This window comes from Pseudomonas sp. Xaverov 259 (assembly GCF_019352915.1).
Lineage (GTDB): Bacteria > Pseudomonadota > Gammaproteobacteria > Pseudomonadales > Pseudomonadaceae > Aquipseudomonas.
The window spans coordinates 380,638-395,200 of sequence record NZ_JAAAFV010000031.1 but is presented as its reverse complement, the minus strand read 5'-3'; the positions used below and the strand labels follow the sequence as shown (position 1 = coordinate 395,200).

Genomic DNA, 14,563 nt, shown 5'->3' with positions numbered 1-14,563 from the left:
ACTGTTGTAATAGTTGTGTGGGCCTATACGGAGTATCGGCAGCCCTTCGGGTTTTATGCAGGCGGTTTATAAATATTTTTTTACACTTCTGACGATTGGCACTTTCTGGCATCCTGCGCCTCCATTTTCTGACCCGAGCCCGCATTGTGTCTGACGCTCAAGCTCCTCGCCCGCGCTATAAATCCGACCTGATCTACGGCCTGGAAGACCGCCCGCACTTCACCGCAGCGATTTTTGCCGCGCTGCAACATGTGCTTGCCAGCTTTGTCGGCATCATCACGCCCACGCTGATCGTCGGCGGCGTGCTTGGCCTGGAAAGCGAAGTGCCTTACCTGGTGAGCATGGCGTTGTTCGTGTCCGGGCTTGGCACCTTTGTGCAGGCGCGCACCTTCGGCCCGGTGGGTTCCGGCCTGTTGTGCCTGCAGGGCACCAGCTTTTCGTTTATCAGCGTGATTCTCAGCGCGGGTTTTATGGTCAAGGCCCGAGGCGGCGGCACCGATGAGATCCTCTCGACGATTTTCGGCATCTGCTTTTTCGCCGCGTTTATCGAGGTGGTGCTGAGCCAGTTCATCGGCAAGCTGCGCAAACTGATTACCCCGGTGGTGACCGGCACCATCATTACCCTGATGGGCTTGTCACTGATCAAAGTGGCGGTCACCGACATGGCCGGCGGCTATGGTGCCAGCGATCTGGGCGCAGCGGGCAACATGGGCTTGGCCGCACTGGTGCTGCTGACCATCGTGGTGCTTAACCGCTTCAGTAATCCGTTCCTGCGTTTGGGCTCAATCGTGATCGGCCTGAGCCTGGGTTTTGTCGTGGCCTGGATGATGGGCCGTGTGGATCTGGCTGCCCTGCCCCAAGTACCGTTGATCAGTGTGCCGGTGCCGTTCAAGTATGGGTTCTCATTCGATTGGGTAGCGTTTATACCGGTGGCGGTGATCTTCCTGATTTCGCCGCTGGAGGCTGCCGGTGACCTGACCGCCAACTCGATGATTTCCCAGCAGCCGGTCAAGGGTCCGCTGTACATCAAGCGCATCAAGTCCGGCCTGCTGGCCGACGGCCTCAACTCGGCGATGGCGGCAACGTTCAACAGCCTGCCAATGGTGACCTTCGCCCAGAACAACGGTGTGATTCAGCTGACCGGCGTGGCCAGCCGCTATGTCGCGTATTTTATTGCCGGCCTGCTGGTGCTGCTGGGGCTGTTCCCGATGATCGGCGCAGTGCTGCAACTGATGCCCAAGCCGGTACTGGGCGGTGCCACGCTGATCATGTTCGGCACCGTGGCCGTGGCCGGGATCAAGATCCTCGCCGAAGCCGGGCTGCACCGGCGCAATGTGCTGATCGTGGCGATCTCCTTAGGCATGGGCCTGGGCGTGGCCGCCGTGCCGGAAGTGCTGCGCGACCTGCCCAAGGCGCTGCACAACATCTTTGAATCGCCGATCACGGTGGGTGCGTTCTGTGCAATCCTGCTGAACATTTTCCTGCCGGAGGAGTTCTTAGAGCTGGAAGAGGATGAATTTGATCCGGAGTCCTCTACCCTCAAGGTCATGCAGGATCCGGACGTCACGAAATAGGAGCACCTTTGTTATGCGCAAGCTCATGGTTCTATCGTTACTGCTGCTGACCCTGAGCGCCTGCGCGCTGTTTCCCAATCGCGACCCGGTCAATATCAGTGTGGTGGGTATCGAGCCGCTGCAAAGCCAGGACCTGGAAGTGCGTTTCGCCGTGAAGTTGCGGGTGCAAAACCCCAACGAAACGGCGATCGACTACAGTGGTGTGGCCCTGGACCTGGACGTGAATGGGCGCCCATTGGCGTCCGGCGTGAGCGATCAGGCCGGAAGCATCCCACGCTTTTCCGAGACGGTGCTGATGGTGCCGGTGAGCGTTTCGGCGTTTTCTGTATTGCGTCAGACCTTGGGCCTGAGCCAGACCCAAAGCCTGAACAACCTGCCTTATACGCTGCGCGGCAAACTCGCAGGTGGCCTGTTCGGCACTATGCGCTTTGTGGAGCGTGGCACCCTGGACCTGCCCAACACCGCGACCTGGTAACGGCCATGCAACCGACGTTATTCACCGAAAGACTGATCCTGCGCCCGCTGACCCTGGAGGATGCCGAGGACACCCAAGCACAATTCGCACATTGGGATGTGGTGCGTTACCTGAATGCCGAGGTGCCCTGGCCGTACCCGGCCGACGGCGCTCGCCGCTATCTGGAACAGGTGGCATTGCCGGGCATGGCCCGTGGCGACCAATGGCATTGGTCGATCCGTCTTAAACACGCGCCGCAACAGTTGATCGGCAATATCAACCTGACGGACGAGCAAGACGACAACCGAGGGTTCTGGCTGGGGCCCCAATGGCAAGGCCAGGGCTTTATGACCGAAGCCTGTGCGGCGGTGACGGAGTACTGGTTCGATGTGCTCGAACGTCCGCTGATGCGCGTGCCCAAGGCCGCGCCTAATCAGGCGTCGCGGCGGATTTCCGAGCGCACGGGAATGCGCTTGATCCGCACGCAGATGGGTGAGTTCGTAGAAGGTAGGTTGCCACGCGACATTTGGGAGATTACCCGCCAAGAGTGGTTGGCATTCAGATCTTCCAAACAGTGAAAGTCCAATGTGGGAGCGGGCTTACTCGCGAAGACGGTTTTTCAGGCAGTATCCAGGGTGACTGACCCACCGCTTTCGCGAGCAAGCCCGCTCCCACATTTTTACCGTGTTTAATCTGTCAGTGTGCGCACGCCCGGTTTGGCGCGTTCATCCACTACCAACTCAAATATGTCCGGCCGCGCGTAATGCCCCACCACGTCATAGTCATAGCGCGCCCGCACCAGATCATCGGTGTTGATCTGCGCGGTCAGCAAGCCCTCTTCCCCCACCAGCGGCCCGGCGAGGATGTCACCCATCGGCCCGACAATCACACTGCCGCCGGCGATTAACGGGCGCTCTGACGGCCAGTTGGCAATCTTCACACCCTGCGCCGCCGGCGAGGCCTGCACCTGGCAGGCACTCACCACAAAGCAGCGACCTTCATGGGCAATGTGGCGCATGCTCACGTGCCACATTTCACGCTCATCCACCGTGGGCGCGCACCACACTTGCACGCCCTTGGCGTACATCGCCGTGCGCAGCAGCGGCATCATGTTTTCCCAGCACACCGCGCCGCCCAAGCGCCCGACGGCAGCGTCGATCACCGGCAAGGTCGAACCATCGCCCGTGCCCCAGACCAGCCGCTCAGTGCCGGTGGGCATCAGCTTGCGGTGCTTGGCTACCAGGCCGCCGGTGGGTTCGAAATACAGCACGGTGCAATACAGCGTGCTGCCACTGCGCTCGATCACCCCGAGTACCAGACTGGCACCGGTGCGCGCGGACAGCCCGGCCAGCACCTCGGTCTCGGCGCCCGGCACATCGATGGCATTGGCAAAATAGCGCGCAAAGGCTTCGCGGCCTTCCGGCAATCGGTAGCCCAATTGCGTGCCGAAGGTTTCGCCCTTTGGATAACCGCCGAGCAACGCTTCGGGCATCACCACCAATTGCGTGCCACTGCGCACAATCGCGTCCTCATAGGTGAGGATATGGGCCAGGGTGTCAGCCTTGCCACCCGGCAAGGATCCGATCTGCAACGCCGCCACGGTAGAAATGGGCATCAGGTTCACTCCAGATAAAGGGGGTTGCCCATTCTCCGGCGAGCGGCAATCATGAATAAAGCCCTCCTCAGTGCTAAATGATATGAACCAAATGAATATCGCCCAGGTTGACCTGAACCTGTTGAAAACCTTCGAAGCCTTGCACGATGAGTCCAGCGCCAGCCGCGCAGCCTTGCGCCTGGGCGTCACGCAATCGGCGATCAGCGCCGGTTTGCGGCGTTTACGTGACCTGTATGGCGACCCGCTGTTCGTGCGCACCGGGCGTGGGCTGGCGCCGACCTTGCGCGCTAACCAGTTGAAACCGGTGATCAGCGAGGCACTGGACCGTTGTCGACAAAGCCTGGAGATGATTAACCCGGACAACCCGAATTATCAGGGGCGCTCGGTGGTACTGGGCTTGTCCGATGACTTCGAAATTGCCCATGGCCGGCAGTTGATGGCAGAAATTGCCCGGCGTGCGCCGAAACTGCGCGTGATTTTCCGCCAGACCCACAGCCAGATCGTGGCAGGCGCGCTGCTTGAGCGCAGCCTGGACCTGGCGATTACCGCCGGCGGTTTTGCCGAGCGCAGGTTGAGCCGGCACGTGCTGGGCGAAGGCGATTACCGCTGTCTGGTCGACCCGCACAGCCTGGCGCCGGGCCAAGAAGGCATCAGCCTTGCGGAGTTCGTGGCACGCGAGCATGTGCTGGTGTCGTCGGGCGGGTTTATCGGGATTACCGATGAAGGGTTGGCGGCGCACGGGTTGAGCCGCCAGGTGTGTGCGTCCACCAGCCACTTCGCCGGGCTGCCGTTTTTGCTCAAGGGCAGTGCGGCGGTGGCGACCATCCCCGGGCATGCCGCCGAGGCGATTGCGCAGATGACCGGCTTGCGCGTACTGCCCTGCCCACTGACGTTGCCACGCTACCCGGTGGAGCTGGGCTGGCGTACCCAGGCGCAGTTGGATCCGCTGTTGCTCAAAGTACGCGAAGCGATTGTGGCCAGCTTTACTTAGCGGCGGCCATCAGTTTGTTGACTTCGCTGCGCACCATGTTGGAAAACTCCGGCGGCGACATGCCATCAAGCTCGGCACGCACCCATTCGGCCCACTTGCCTTTGCGCTTGGCACGCTCGCCGAACAAACGCGCGGCTTCGCCCTTGGCCTTGCCCAGGTTGGTTTGCCACAGGTCGTAGAGGCGGGACTTTTCATCTTCCAGCTCGGCGCGTTCGGCGAGGGTTTTGTTGGCCAGATTGAAGCTCATGTTGAATTACCTGCTGCACAAATAGGTGACATCTTACACTGTAGGTCGAAATATCCTGATTCGGATTTTGCCCGCAAACCGCTCACAGCAAAAAAACTGCAACTTTTAGCCAAGCCCGACACTCCATTGTTCACTGTCACATTCACTCGCAAGGAGTCACACAATGGCCCGCAAAACTGCCGCCCAAGCTGTCGAAGATCAAATCAAGGATCAAGCTTTCAGTGAACTGACGGCCTTGATCGAAGAGTCGGACAAGCTGCTCAAAAGCAGCGCTTCGCTGGTAGGCGAAGAAGGTGAGACGCTGCGCGAGCAGGTCGCTATCAAGCTCAAGCAAGCGCTGGATTCGGTGTCCAACGTGCGTGAACGCAGCAAGCCGGTAGTGGACGCCACCGAGAACTATATTGGTGGCCATCCATGGCAGACCGTGGCGATTTCCGCAGGTTTTGGCCTGGTGGTCGGCCTGTTGCTGGGTCGTCGTAACTAAGACATAGAGGCTGCGTGATAAAGGCTGCGCCACTGGCGCAGCCTTTTCTTTTACCCTTCTGCCAGTGCCTGTAACTGCTTGAGTTCCTGCGCATCGATCTCGATGCCGGTTTCCTGCGACTTCGCCCGTGTGCGATGGCGCCGATCCCCTGGCAACCGCCGCAACCCCGCCGCATGCATCTGCCGCACCAGCTCCTGGCTGCGCTCGGCAAAGCCTTGCCCGGCGGTTTTGCTCGGGTCGATCACAATCAACAATTGGCCGGTCCAGGGGGTTCGCGCACCGGGATGATCGGCCCAATTGAACTCGAACGAAAAATTACCGCCCGTGAGCGCCGCCGCCAGCAACTCGACCATCATCGACAGTGCCGAGCCTTTATGGCCGCCAAACGGTAACAGCGCACCGCCTTCAAGAATGGCCTTGGGGTCTTGGGTCGGTTGGCCCAGGCTGTCCACGCCCATGCCCGGCGACAAGCGCTCGCCCTTGCGTGCAGCGATTTGCACGTCGCCATGGGCAATCGCGCTGGTGGCCAGGTCAAACACGATGGGTGGCCCATCGGCGCGCGGCGCGGCGAAGGCAATGGGGTTGGTGCCGAACAGCGGTCGATCCGCGCCATGGGGCACCACGCAGGTCATGCTGTTGACCACGCTGAGGGCTACCAGGCCTTCCTCGGCGAAAGGCTCGACATCGGGCCAGAGTGCCGCAAAGTGGTGGGAGTTGCGAATCGCCAGCAGCGCGATCCCGGCACTGCGCGCCTTCTCTACCAACAGCGGGCGTGCGGCCTCCAGTGCCGGCTGGGCAAAGCCGTTATCGGCGTCCACGCGCACAAAGCCCGAGGCTACGTCCTCGACCACAGGCACAGCCTTGCCATTGACCCAGCCGCTGTTAAGCGTCGACACATAGCCTGGAATACGAAACACGCCGTGACTATGCGCGCCGTCACGTTCGGCGCTGGCGCAGTTGTGCGCAAGGATCGCGGCCACCTGCGCCGAGGTGCCATGCCGAACAAAGACCTGGTGTAGCAAGCCCACTAACTCGGTGAAGCCGATTGCGGTTGAAGCCTTGGCCACTGTCGGAGACTGCGCAGACATTTGAAGCTCCGTTTTTATGATTACGTTTTTATGATTAGGAGAGGCAACGAATGGACATTCAAGTGTTCGATTAAACACCACGCACAGTGCCTGCTGTCAACTTGCGACGGGCCTCAATAGTTACCCCCTCCCGCCGTTCAGGCGTCCTTAGCCTGTCGCTCCCCTACTCGATGGAGCAAGCCCATGACCGGCGTAACCCCTGCGTACTTTTTTGACGAATTCCTGCTGCCGATTAAAAGAAACTCGCCGAGCGAACGTGAGCGCGCGTTGGGGCTTAGCGTCAAAGACCTCGACTGGCTGCACACGGTGTACCAGGCCTCCGATGCCGCACGCAAAGACCCTGAGCGGCAAACCTACCCCATGAGTGTCGAAAGGCTGTTGATCAACGTATCGGGCCAGCCGCCTATCCCCCTTGCCGGCGCCTTTTTGATGAGCCCGACCCCGGACGACAAAAAAGCGCTGCTTTACACGCCGTATGGCGGCATTCAGGTGTTTGACAACCCTGCCAGCCTGCTTGCCGAGGTCACCGAGCAATTGTCGGATGCGCTGCAGCGTGTCGAATTGATGAGCTTTCTGTCGATTGCGCAGCGCAACGCCTTGCCCGCCAGCACGGCAATAACGCTGACCACCAGCATTGTCGAAGGCGCCGTCATGCAAGACCAGGAGCAAGCCCTCCAGGCCTGCCAGCAAGACAACGTGCGCGTCGTATTGGAGCAGTTGCAGAAGACCCCCACGCTGTACAGCATGCTCGACACGCTGCTCAGTATCATGGCGCGCTCGTACTTCCCCACCCTGGATCAACGCGATACACGGGTAGATTTTTTTATCCAGGACCCGGCAGGCGGTCAGCGTCGCTGGGTCAGTTCCCTGCCGTTGAGAGAAGCGCTCCTGCAGTTTTATGTGAAACATGCCTGGCCCAAGGACCAGACCCGTGAATATTACAACCCGAAACACATCACCAGCGCCTTCACCCCGGAAGAACGCGAACAAGATCAGCAGTATTGGGAAACCCTGATCAAAGAAACTTCGGGCAGCCTGTCAAAACTGCTGGACAGCCTGCTCAAGACTTATTGGAACGAGGACATCGGCAACGAAACCTCACGCCTGGAACTCTTCACCCAGGTGATGGCGGATAAATTTCGCCTGGATGTCTTGCTCAAGCGCCAGGAGCAAATCCTCAACGCCGATGAAAGCCACACCCTTCAGGCATTGTTTCTGCCAGACCAGCGCACCCGTAACGCTTACGCCAAGAAACTAAGCGTGGAAAAAGTACGCCTGCATGCGCCCTACCAGCACTATGTGGAACTGGCCAGCACGCTATTGATCAGCGAGAGCCACGCCTACCTGTACACGCAGTCGCGTGGGGTGCAGGTACTCAAGGACATGCAGGCGCTCAAAGATACGTTACAGAGCATGCTCAAGGCCGCAGGCCACGAAGATGAGTTGCTCAATTTTCTGTCGCTGGATGAGCGCGACACTTTTATTGGCCTGAACCGGATAGACATCGCCGCCCAGCCGGTTCCGGGCAACGTTTTTTCCGGCATGCTCGAAGACATTGCGGCCAAGCAGGTCAGCAATATGAACCACGCAATGGACCTCTTCCGGCGCAGTGATGGGCAGGTAAACCTGGACGCGTTGCTCGATTGCGCCCTGGATATTCGCACGATGCTGGACAGTCGCCTGGCGGCACTGGAAACCGCCGGGCGCTGGACGATGCACCCCGTCACCAGCGGTAACGATCGGCCGTCAACGGTGCAGGCCGAGCGCGCAAAACTGCACCTGCAGCGCCTGCGCGCCGCTGAAGAAGCGCTGACAACCGAGCGCAAACAACACCCGACTTTACGCTCAATGGCCGCCCTCGCCTTGAATGCAGAACTGCAAGCACAGCGCCTCGCGTTCAAGGCAGAGGAGATCTATATCAACACCTACCCAACCCATGCCCAGGAGCGCGAAGAGCGCCCGCCATTGACGTCCGTGAGCATGGTTGACCACTTCATCAAGCGCCTGAGCGGTGAAACTTCGAACGTTCCCAACATCAGCACCACCGGGTTTTACCAACAGCTCGAACCGCATCTGGCCCTGAAGTTGCCCAGCATGACCCTGAGCACCTTCAACATGATCAATGAACAAGTGTTGAAGGTATTTGCCAACCACGAAATGCGCCAGCTTCCACTTCTATACCTGAGCAATATGAGCCAAAAACACGCGCACTTGATGTTGCTTGGCTTGCGCAGTGAGGCCGAACTGAGGCTGTTGGGTAAAACACTGCCACCTGACAGCGAGGCGGTGGTTGATACTCTGCTACGCACCGACAGCCTTGTACGCTTGACCCGACACGCGCTGAACGGATTCCTGCCAGATGCCTACGCCTTGACACTGAACCAGGGCACATCCAACACCGCCCACACCCTGGCCAACCTGTTTGTACTGACCGAGCGCGGTGGTATCGACCCGCAGCGCTCGGGCCAGACCGTGCTCTGGACGCCTCGACGCGGGTATGAAGTGTTCGCTTCTGTGCAAGCTTTGCGCGAGGAGATAACACAACGTCTGCAGCACCCGATCAAGCGCTTGCCCCTGCTGGAAAACCTGGCGCTTTCATTGCGTACGCCACACCAGGTTTATCAGTTGGGCCAGTTGCAACGCATTGACGACAACGTGCTGGACAACCGCCTGAAAACCTACGGCGACCATGTCATGCACAGTATCGATCAATTGATTTCGATTAAATTGCCCGCTACCGCCCTGCTAGACCGTATCGACGCGGCCTTGGAGCAATCTGCACCCACCAACCTTACGCGGGCCCTGGCGGTGGCGAGTGCCATGGCCCATCAACAGGCCCTGCCGGTCTGGCTGGGCATGGCGCCTGCCAAGGATCAGATCCATCACGCCGAACTGCTCGAGCAGTATCACAACAGCGCCCCGGACGCAGAAGACTACCTGCACGGCATCACCTCAATGCGCACGCATACGCACACGGCACTACTGGCCTTGCTTAAGGCGCGCTTTCCCGGACAGGCTCTGGACCCCGATAACGTGCAGATTCCGGTACACCAGGCCCTTGACGTGCATGTCGACAGCCTGACCGACTTTGCCTTGCGCCATTGGCCGGATCTGGACGCCGAAAACATTCTCCCCCGCTCACGGACCGCCACTGCCCTGCCCGCCTCACTGGATGCCAGTGCCGTGGTGCAAATGGTCCGCCAGCTCGATCTGAAAAGCGTCTATCAGAAGCTGGTGCAAAGCCGGCTGGACCCCAAAACGGATGAGGGGCGCAAACGCCGGCGCTTGTTTTGCCAACAATTGCCCTGGCAGACGTTGCAGTACGCCCATGAGCAAAGGCTACAAGAACGGCTGACAGCGCAGGCGCTGAGTAGCGTGCAACAGGTGTTCGACATGCCCGACGCCGTGGCGCGAGCGGCGCTGGACAGCGCAGCGGCCACGTTTCGGCCCTTGGAGTTGATTGCAACCGAAGGGGCTACGCCCGCCAAGGTGCTGGGCATGTACCTGGTGGGCCCAGCAGCCGGCAGTGCTGGCCCGGTGGTGATGTTTGCGCCTTACAGCGACAGCCACGTGCTCAAGGAGTACAAGAACGAGCAAGCCCTGCTGGATGAGGTGGGCAAGCCGGGAGAGCTTCAGGATTCAATCATCCAGCACCTGGAGGCGCCTCATCAGGCTACGTACCGAAACTTGCTGCAAAACAACCGTCATACCCCCCTCGACATCCGGCTGGCCTTCACCGCGGTCACCGGCAATGCCCTGCACCTTCTGTTCAATGACAACACCTTGATATTGCTCAAGATGCTTGCCAGCCAGTTCGAGGACGGCGCCAAGTCACTCTGGGACAGAGTCACGCATCTGCTGGGCGAGGGCATCCCGAAGGCTGTGCAGTTCATGGCCGGAAAGCTCGTATACCCGCTGACGGTGTGGCGCAGCTACTCGCTGTTCAAACGCTCAGCCGACGCATTGCAGTTGCACCAATGGAAAGCCGCTCTGAAGGACTTCATCAAGGGCGTGGCGCAAATGGCTGCGCTGCGTAGCGAGCTTGAGGGCACCCAAGCGCCGCCGCCCAACGAGACAGAAGTGACCGAAGCCGACTTGTCGGATGAAACCCTGCCCACCGCCACGCAGTTGTCCTCCCTGCGCGTCACTGCCCCTTCACGCACGCGGCTGCAGCCTTTGGAAGAACACGACGTAGCATTGACCGATCTGGAGCTTGATGCTTCCAGTCACGTTTACACGGACAAGACAACATTGAAAAACTATGTGCCCGTTGCAGGCAAAGTGTATGCGGTCAAGAAAACCGCAAAACATTGGCGATTGGAAAAAGATCAACTGAAAGGCCCTTTTGCAGGCCGAAACCAACAGGGCAAATGGGTATTGGACCTCAACCAGCACATTCCACGTTTCGGCAAAACCCTGTCGCGCATGAGGACGCGCAGCGGCGAACAGGACGCGATCAATATCGAAGCAAGAGGTATTTTGGAAATTGCCGCACTGTCGAGCTGGCAAGCCCAAGTGATCAATGAAGCGTTGAATATTGCGACTTATTACACCAACAATTGTCATCGCAACCTTGTGCTGTTCTCAGCACAACGCGACCCCAATAGCCGCATGGGCCTTTTTTTGGGCGAGATGTTCGGCGTCTTCAGTTTGAGCGCTGCCCAAGTAGACAGGCTCAAGAGCATCGTCCATGGGATGCTGGAGGAGCTGTGCGATTCGAGCTTGACCCGCAGGGATTCAATGCGGTTTGTCAGTGGTACCAGCCGATCAGATATGGACCATCGATACGCTTTTACTATTGTCGGTGACCCAGAGCGCAGGATTTATTTGCTCGAGCGGTTTTTCTATCCGAACATGAACGTCTACCGTGGCCGCTTGAGTTCTCCGTTCGACATCTCGCCCCACGCGAGGGCCAGCGTGCTGATCCACGAATTGACGCACCTGAAGCTCAACACCGAAGATCTCGCCTACCTTGATACCGTTCGCCCCTTCCCCGACCTGATAGATACGGCCAAGCGCGGCTCTCAAGCGCTGAAAACCGAGCTGGAAGACTTGCGCAAGTACGCACTGTCCACGCAGACGCCTGCCAACATGCTGTTCAAAGCCTGGGATGATTACACGGCGACATGGGAGGACTACGGGCCTGGCACGTCAACTGAAGATCTTCGGGAAAAAACCCTCAACCTCACTGGGGCCAAGACCCTTGCAGACGCCCGTGTGGCATTCATGAGCGATGTCGACAAGCGTTTCGACACTATCCTGACCAATGCCGACTCCTTGACTTACCTGATTACGGAACTGGGTCGCATGCTGGATGCGGGGGCGTAAGCCCCCGGCGGGGAGGATCAGTCTTTCTGGTCGCGCAGGACGTTACCGGAAGCGCCATCGATACGCGCTTCATACACGATGCCATCGGACTTGCGCCCTTTGACTTCCCAATAGCCGTTGTCATCGGCTTCAGCGCTGTAGACCTCGATGTATCCGGCCTTGGTCTTGGCGGTTTCAATGGCTTTTTCGATGGTGATCCAGCCGGCGCCCGGCTTATCGGCCAGGGCGGCGCCGGCGCTGAGCAGTGCGGTGGTTGCACACAGGGCGACTAAGGTTTTCTTCAGCATATTCGTTCTCCATTGTGGGAATGACGGACTCGTGTCCTGTGTTTTCTGATATTTACAAACGAGAATAAGTTCCAATTGATGTGCAATCGCCATGACGGCTGTTCTCGCCATCCGCCTTGGGAGGTTAGAATGTGGGAAATCAGGACGGTTTAATGACTCAACAGCCCCTTTCAGAAGACGAATATGACGCGATCACCGATGCCGCCGCGCATTGGTGCATGCGTCTGCATGCCAGTGATTGCACGGCGGGCGAACGTCGGGCTTTTGAACAGTGGCACGATGCCCACCCGCTGCATGCCTTTGAGTATGCCGCCATGCTGGAAATCTGGGACGTGGCTGACCACCTGCCACGCAGCGAACTTGCTGCTGTGGTGCTGCCATTCAAGCCACGCCGCCGGTTGCGCACCTATGCAGTGGCTGCCGCACTATGCCTCGCCGCCCTGCCGCTGGCCGCCTTTACCGGCTGGGAAGCGGGCTGGTTGCCAAGCTCCTACGAGCACTTCGAAGCCGATACTGGCTTGCGCAAAGTAACCCTCGGCGACGGCAGCCAGGTTGAATTGAACCTGGGCACCGAGTTGGTCTACAGCCATTACAAGGACCAACGCCGCGTGACCTTGAACAAGGGCGAAGCGTTTTTCAAAGTCACCCATGACCGCCTTCACCCGTTTGTCGTCAAGGCGGGCGAAGGCCAAGTGCGGGTGACCGGCACTCAGTTCAATGTCTGGAAATATGAAGACCAGGTGCGGGTGATGTTGCTTGAGGGCTCGGTGCAGATTTCCAGCGACAAGGAGCACGCCAGCGTGCCCCTGACCCCAGGCATGCAGGCCACTTACAACCTGGGCGATGCCACCCCGCAGATCGCGGCGATTAATCCCAATGATGCGGCCCTGGCCTGGCGCCAGGGCAAACTGGTACTCGACAACCTGGCCCTGACGGACGCGTTGCCGCTGATCAACCGCTACCTGAACAAACCGGTGATGCTGGCCGATGCCAGTACCGGGGCGATTCGCATCGGCGGCATCTACAACATCAATGAGGTCAACAACCTCGTGCCTTCCCTGCCCAAGGTGCTGCCGGTCTACCTGACCCAGAACCAGGACGGCAACCCGGTACTCAATTCCATCCCGCGTAAAACGCCCAAGGGCTGAGCCTGCCCGCAACAGCCGGTTCGCTCGCGCCCAAAGTGTCCATTTTTGAAACACCTCCCTCGCTTGAATCGCCCGCCCGGTGCGCATTCATGGCTTTGTCACGTGCAGTGTTACATCGCTGAGACACCCTTGAGGCTTGGCCGGGCATGCCTGTTGACGGCGACACTGTTTCAACGATGAAACAGCACCGTTATCACTTTGCCTCGATTTAACGCCAACCTTCTGAATATCAACAATAAATAAAAAGCGGCACGCGTTCTGCTCTGTTCCTGGCAACGCTGTTTAGGGTCAGCGTGAAGAATAAGGAACACTGCCATGGACACACACAATCCAGGCTCACTGAGCCTCCTGCTGATCGGCTGTGCACTGAGTGCCAGCGTGAGCGTTCCCGTGCTTGCGGCAGGTGATGGCGTGATCGTGATTGAACGCCAGGTTCAACCTTATGCAATAGGTCGCCCACGCGGCCAGGACCCCTACCCCAACACCGTCAATGCCAACCCGTCGGCTCAAGTCAATCGCGCCATGAACCATGAGCTCAGCGATAACGACATTGCCGGTATCAGCAGTGGCTCAAGCATTACGCGCAGCATTATGCCCAATGGCGGCATTCCCGGCCTGAACAACATTGGTGGCACCAGCAACCTGGGCGCCGCCGGCGCGGCCGGCCACGGCAGCAGTGGCAGCAGCATTGCTGGCACCGTCAACGGCGCGATCTCCAGCGGCCTCGCGCCGCTGAACAACATCAGCGGCATGGTTGGGGGAGCGATGAAATGAACCACTCCTGGATGCTTCTTGCAGCCCTCGCTTGCACTGCGGCGATGGCCGACAGCAACAACAACGCAACCCTTGATAACTCGGGCAAGCAATACAACGGTGTGGTGACGATCAACCAGGCCGCCGGCGACCAGCAGCAACTGAGCAACAACGTCGCCATCGCGGTGGGGCATAACGCCCAGGCCAACATTGCGGTCACGCAAAAAATCAGCGGCGCGCCCGCCGACCGCTCCCTGAACGCCAACGCCGCGATCCAGCGTAACTCTTTCAGTAATGGCAACGGTGCACTGAGCGTCAACCAGTCCGCCGGGGCCCAGAACCAGATGATCAATGCCGTGCGCATCAGCGTGAATGCTGGCCCGCAAAGCATCGACGACAGCGTCATGTCGCAACAGAACGTTGCGCTTGCAACCGACTCAGGGTTGACCCCTACCACTGGCAGCCGCCAGGTCGTTACCAGCGACCAGGCCTTCACCGGCAGCCGTGGAGTGGTTCAGGTCAACCAGAGCGCCGGGGTGGGGAACCGAGTGGCTAACACCCTGAACTTACGACTCAACTGATGGAGCTGAGTCC

Annotated in this window: 13 protein-coding genes; 9 read left to right on the top strand and 4 right to left on the bottom strand. The window is 59.3% G+C overall.

Annotation, left to right across the window (positions count from 1 at the left end):
* The first annotated feature begins 146 nt into the window (after window positions 1-146).
* Genes K0H48_RS12260 through K0H48_RS12250 form a run of 3 tightly spaced genes read left to right on the top strand, consistent with a single transcriptional unit; the run spans window position 147 to window position 2,606 of the window.
* Window positions 147-1,574, top strand: coding sequence for a nucleobase:cation symporter-2 family protein (locus K0H48_RS12260; protein ID WP_138815179.1), 1,428 nt, complete (start codon window positions 147-149; stop codon window positions 1,572-1,574).
* Window positions 1,575-1,587: 13 nt separating this feature from the next.
* The gene (locus K0H48_RS12255) at window positions 1,588-2,049 is read left to right on the top strand and encodes an LEA type 2 family protein (RefSeq protein ID WP_017138141.1); all 462 of its coding nucleotides are present in this window, start codon (window positions 1,588-1,590) and stop codon (window positions 2,047-2,049) included.
* Window positions 2,050-2,054: 5 nt separating this feature from the next.
* On the top strand, window positions 2,055-2,606 hold the full coding sequence (locus K0H48_RS12250; RefSeq protein ID WP_219267652.1) for a GNAT family N-acetyltransferase: 552 nt from the start codon (window positions 2,055-2,057) through the stop codon (window positions 2,604-2,606).
* A 110-nt stretch (window positions 2,607-2,716) separates the two neighbouring features.
* On the opposite strand, the gene K0H48_RS12245 is transcribed toward K0H48_RS12250, so the two are convergent.
* Window positions 2,717-3,643 carry a carbon-nitrogen hydrolase family protein gene (locus tag K0H48_RS12245; protein ID WP_219267651.1) on the bottom strand — a complete coding sequence of 309 codons (927 nt, stop codon included), beginning with the start codon at window positions 3,641-3,643 and terminating at the stop codon, window positions 2,717-2,719.
* Between the two features lie 91 nt (window positions 3,644-3,734).
* Between K0H48_RS12245 and K0H48_RS12240 the strand changes: the two genes are divergently transcribed.
* On the top strand, window positions 3,735-4,634 hold the full coding sequence (locus K0H48_RS12240; protein ID WP_219267650.1) for a LysR family transcriptional regulator: 900 nt from the start codon (window positions 3,735-3,737) through the stop codon (window positions 4,632-4,634).
* Here the strand turns inward: K0H48_RS12240 and K0H48_RS12235 are convergent.
* Window positions 4,627-4,881, bottom strand: coding sequence for a hypothetical protein (locus K0H48_RS12235; RefSeq protein WP_003190904.1), 255 nt, complete (start codon window positions 4,879-4,881; stop codon window positions 4,627-4,629). The two genes, K0H48_RS12240 and K0H48_RS12235, sit on opposite strands and share 8 nt — an antisense overlap.
* Window positions 4,882-5,044: 163 nt before the next feature.
* On the opposite strand from K0H48_RS12235, the gene K0H48_RS12230 reads away from it, so the two are divergent.
* Window positions 5,045-5,365 carry a YqjD family protein gene (locus K0H48_RS12230; protein WP_056860283.1) on the top strand — a complete coding sequence of 107 codons (321 nt, stop codon included), beginning with the start codon at window positions 5,045-5,047 and terminating at the stop codon, window positions 5,363-5,365.
* Between the two features lie 50 nt (window positions 5,366-5,415).
* Here the strand turns inward: K0H48_RS12230 and K0H48_RS12225 are convergent, their stop codons facing one another.
* Complete coding sequence (locus tag K0H48_RS12225; protein ID WP_219267649.1) at window positions 5,416-6,453, bottom strand: Ldh family oxidoreductase; 1,038 nt, start codon at window positions 6,451-6,453, stop codon at window positions 5,416-5,418.
* Between the two features lie 183 nt (window positions 6,454-6,636).
* Between K0H48_RS12225 and K0H48_RS12220 the strand changes: the two genes are divergently transcribed.
* A complete protein-coding gene (locus tag K0H48_RS12220) occupies window positions 6,637-11,781 on the top strand; it encodes a DUF6543 domain-containing protein (RefSeq protein ID WP_219267648.1) in 5,145 nt (1,714 codons plus the stop codon).
* 17 nt (window positions 11,782-11,798) lie between these two features.
* Here K0H48_RS12220 and K0H48_RS12215 read toward each other — a convergent pair whose 3' ends face one another.
* A complete protein-coding gene (locus K0H48_RS12215) occupies window positions 11,799-12,068 on the bottom strand; it encodes a PepSY domain-containing protein (protein ID WP_138815173.1) in 270 nt (89 codons plus the stop codon).
* A 152-nt stretch (window positions 12,069-12,220) separates the two neighbouring features.
* Between K0H48_RS12215 and K0H48_RS12210 the strand changes: the two genes are divergently transcribed.
* From K0H48_RS12210 to K0H48_RS12200, 3 genes are all read left to right on the top strand, one after another.
* Complete coding sequence (locus tag K0H48_RS12210; protein ID WP_219267647.1) at window positions 12,221-13,216, top strand: FecR family protein; 996 nt, start codon at window positions 12,221-12,223, stop codon at window positions 13,214-13,216.
* A 315-nt stretch (window positions 13,217-13,531) separates the two neighbouring features.
* Complete coding sequence (locus K0H48_RS12205; RefSeq protein WP_219267646.1) at window positions 13,532-13,990, top strand: hypothetical protein; 459 nt, start codon at window positions 13,532-13,534, stop codon at window positions 13,988-13,990.
* Window positions 13,987-14,550 carry an adhesin gene (locus K0H48_RS12200; protein ID WP_219267645.1) on the top strand — a complete coding sequence of 188 codons (564 nt, stop codon included), beginning with the start codon at window positions 13,987-13,989 and terminating at the stop codon, window positions 14,548-14,550. Before K0H48_RS12205 ends, K0H48_RS12200 begins: the two co-directional genes overlap by 4 nt.
* Window positions 14,551-14,563 lie beyond the last annotated feature (13 nt).

What these genes read in the sequence shown, in the direction of transcription:
- K0H48_RS12255 (WP_017138141.1), top strand. Translation starts at nt 1,588, where the DNA reads ATGCGCAAGCTCATGGTTCTATCGTTACTGCTGCTGACCCTGAGCGCC.
- K0H48_RS12250 (WP_219267652.1), top strand. Translation starts at nt 2,055, where the DNA reads ATGCAACCGACGTTATTCACCGAAAGACTGATCCTGCGCCCGCTGACC.
- K0H48_RS12245 (WP_219267651.1), bottom strand. Translation starts at nt 3,643, where the DNA reads ATGCCCATTTCTACCGTGGCGGCGTTGCAGATCGGATCCTTGCCGGGT.
- K0H48_RS12240 (WP_219267650.1), top strand. Translation starts at nt 3,735, where the DNA reads ATGAATATCGCCCAGGTTGACCTGAACCTGTTGAAAACCTTCGAAGCC.
- K0H48_RS12235 (WP_003190904.1), bottom strand. Translation starts at nt 4,881, where the DNA reads ATGAGCTTCAATCTGGCCAACAAAACCCTCGCCGAACGCGCCGAGCTG.
- K0H48_RS12230 (WP_056860283.1), top strand. Translation starts at nt 5,045, where the DNA reads ATGGCCCGCAAAACTGCCGCCCAAGCTGTCGAAGATCAAATCAAGGAT.
- K0H48_RS12225 (WP_219267649.1), bottom strand. Translation starts at nt 6,453, where the DNA reads ATGTCTGCGCAGTCTCCGACAGTGGCCAAGGCTTCAACCGCAATCGGC.
- K0H48_RS12220 (WP_219267648.1), top strand. Translation starts at nt 6,637, where the DNA reads ATGACCGGCGTAACCCCTGCGTACTTTTTTGACGAATTCCTGCTGCCG.
- K0H48_RS12215 (WP_138815173.1), bottom strand. Translation starts at nt 12,068, where the DNA reads ATGCTGAAGAAAACCTTAGTCGCCCTGTGTGCAACCACCGCACTGCTC.
- K0H48_RS12210 (WP_219267647.1), top strand. Translation starts at nt 12,221, where the DNA reads ATGACTCAACAGCCCCTTTCAGAAGACGAATATGACGCGATCACCGAT.
- K0H48_RS12205 (WP_219267646.1), top strand. Translation starts at nt 13,532, where the DNA reads ATGGACACACACAATCCAGGCTCACTGAGCCTCCTGCTGATCGGCTGT.
- K0H48_RS12200 (WP_219267645.1), top strand. Translation starts at nt 13,987, where the DNA reads ATGAACCACTCCTGGATGCTTCTTGCAGCCCTCGCTTGCACTGCGGCG.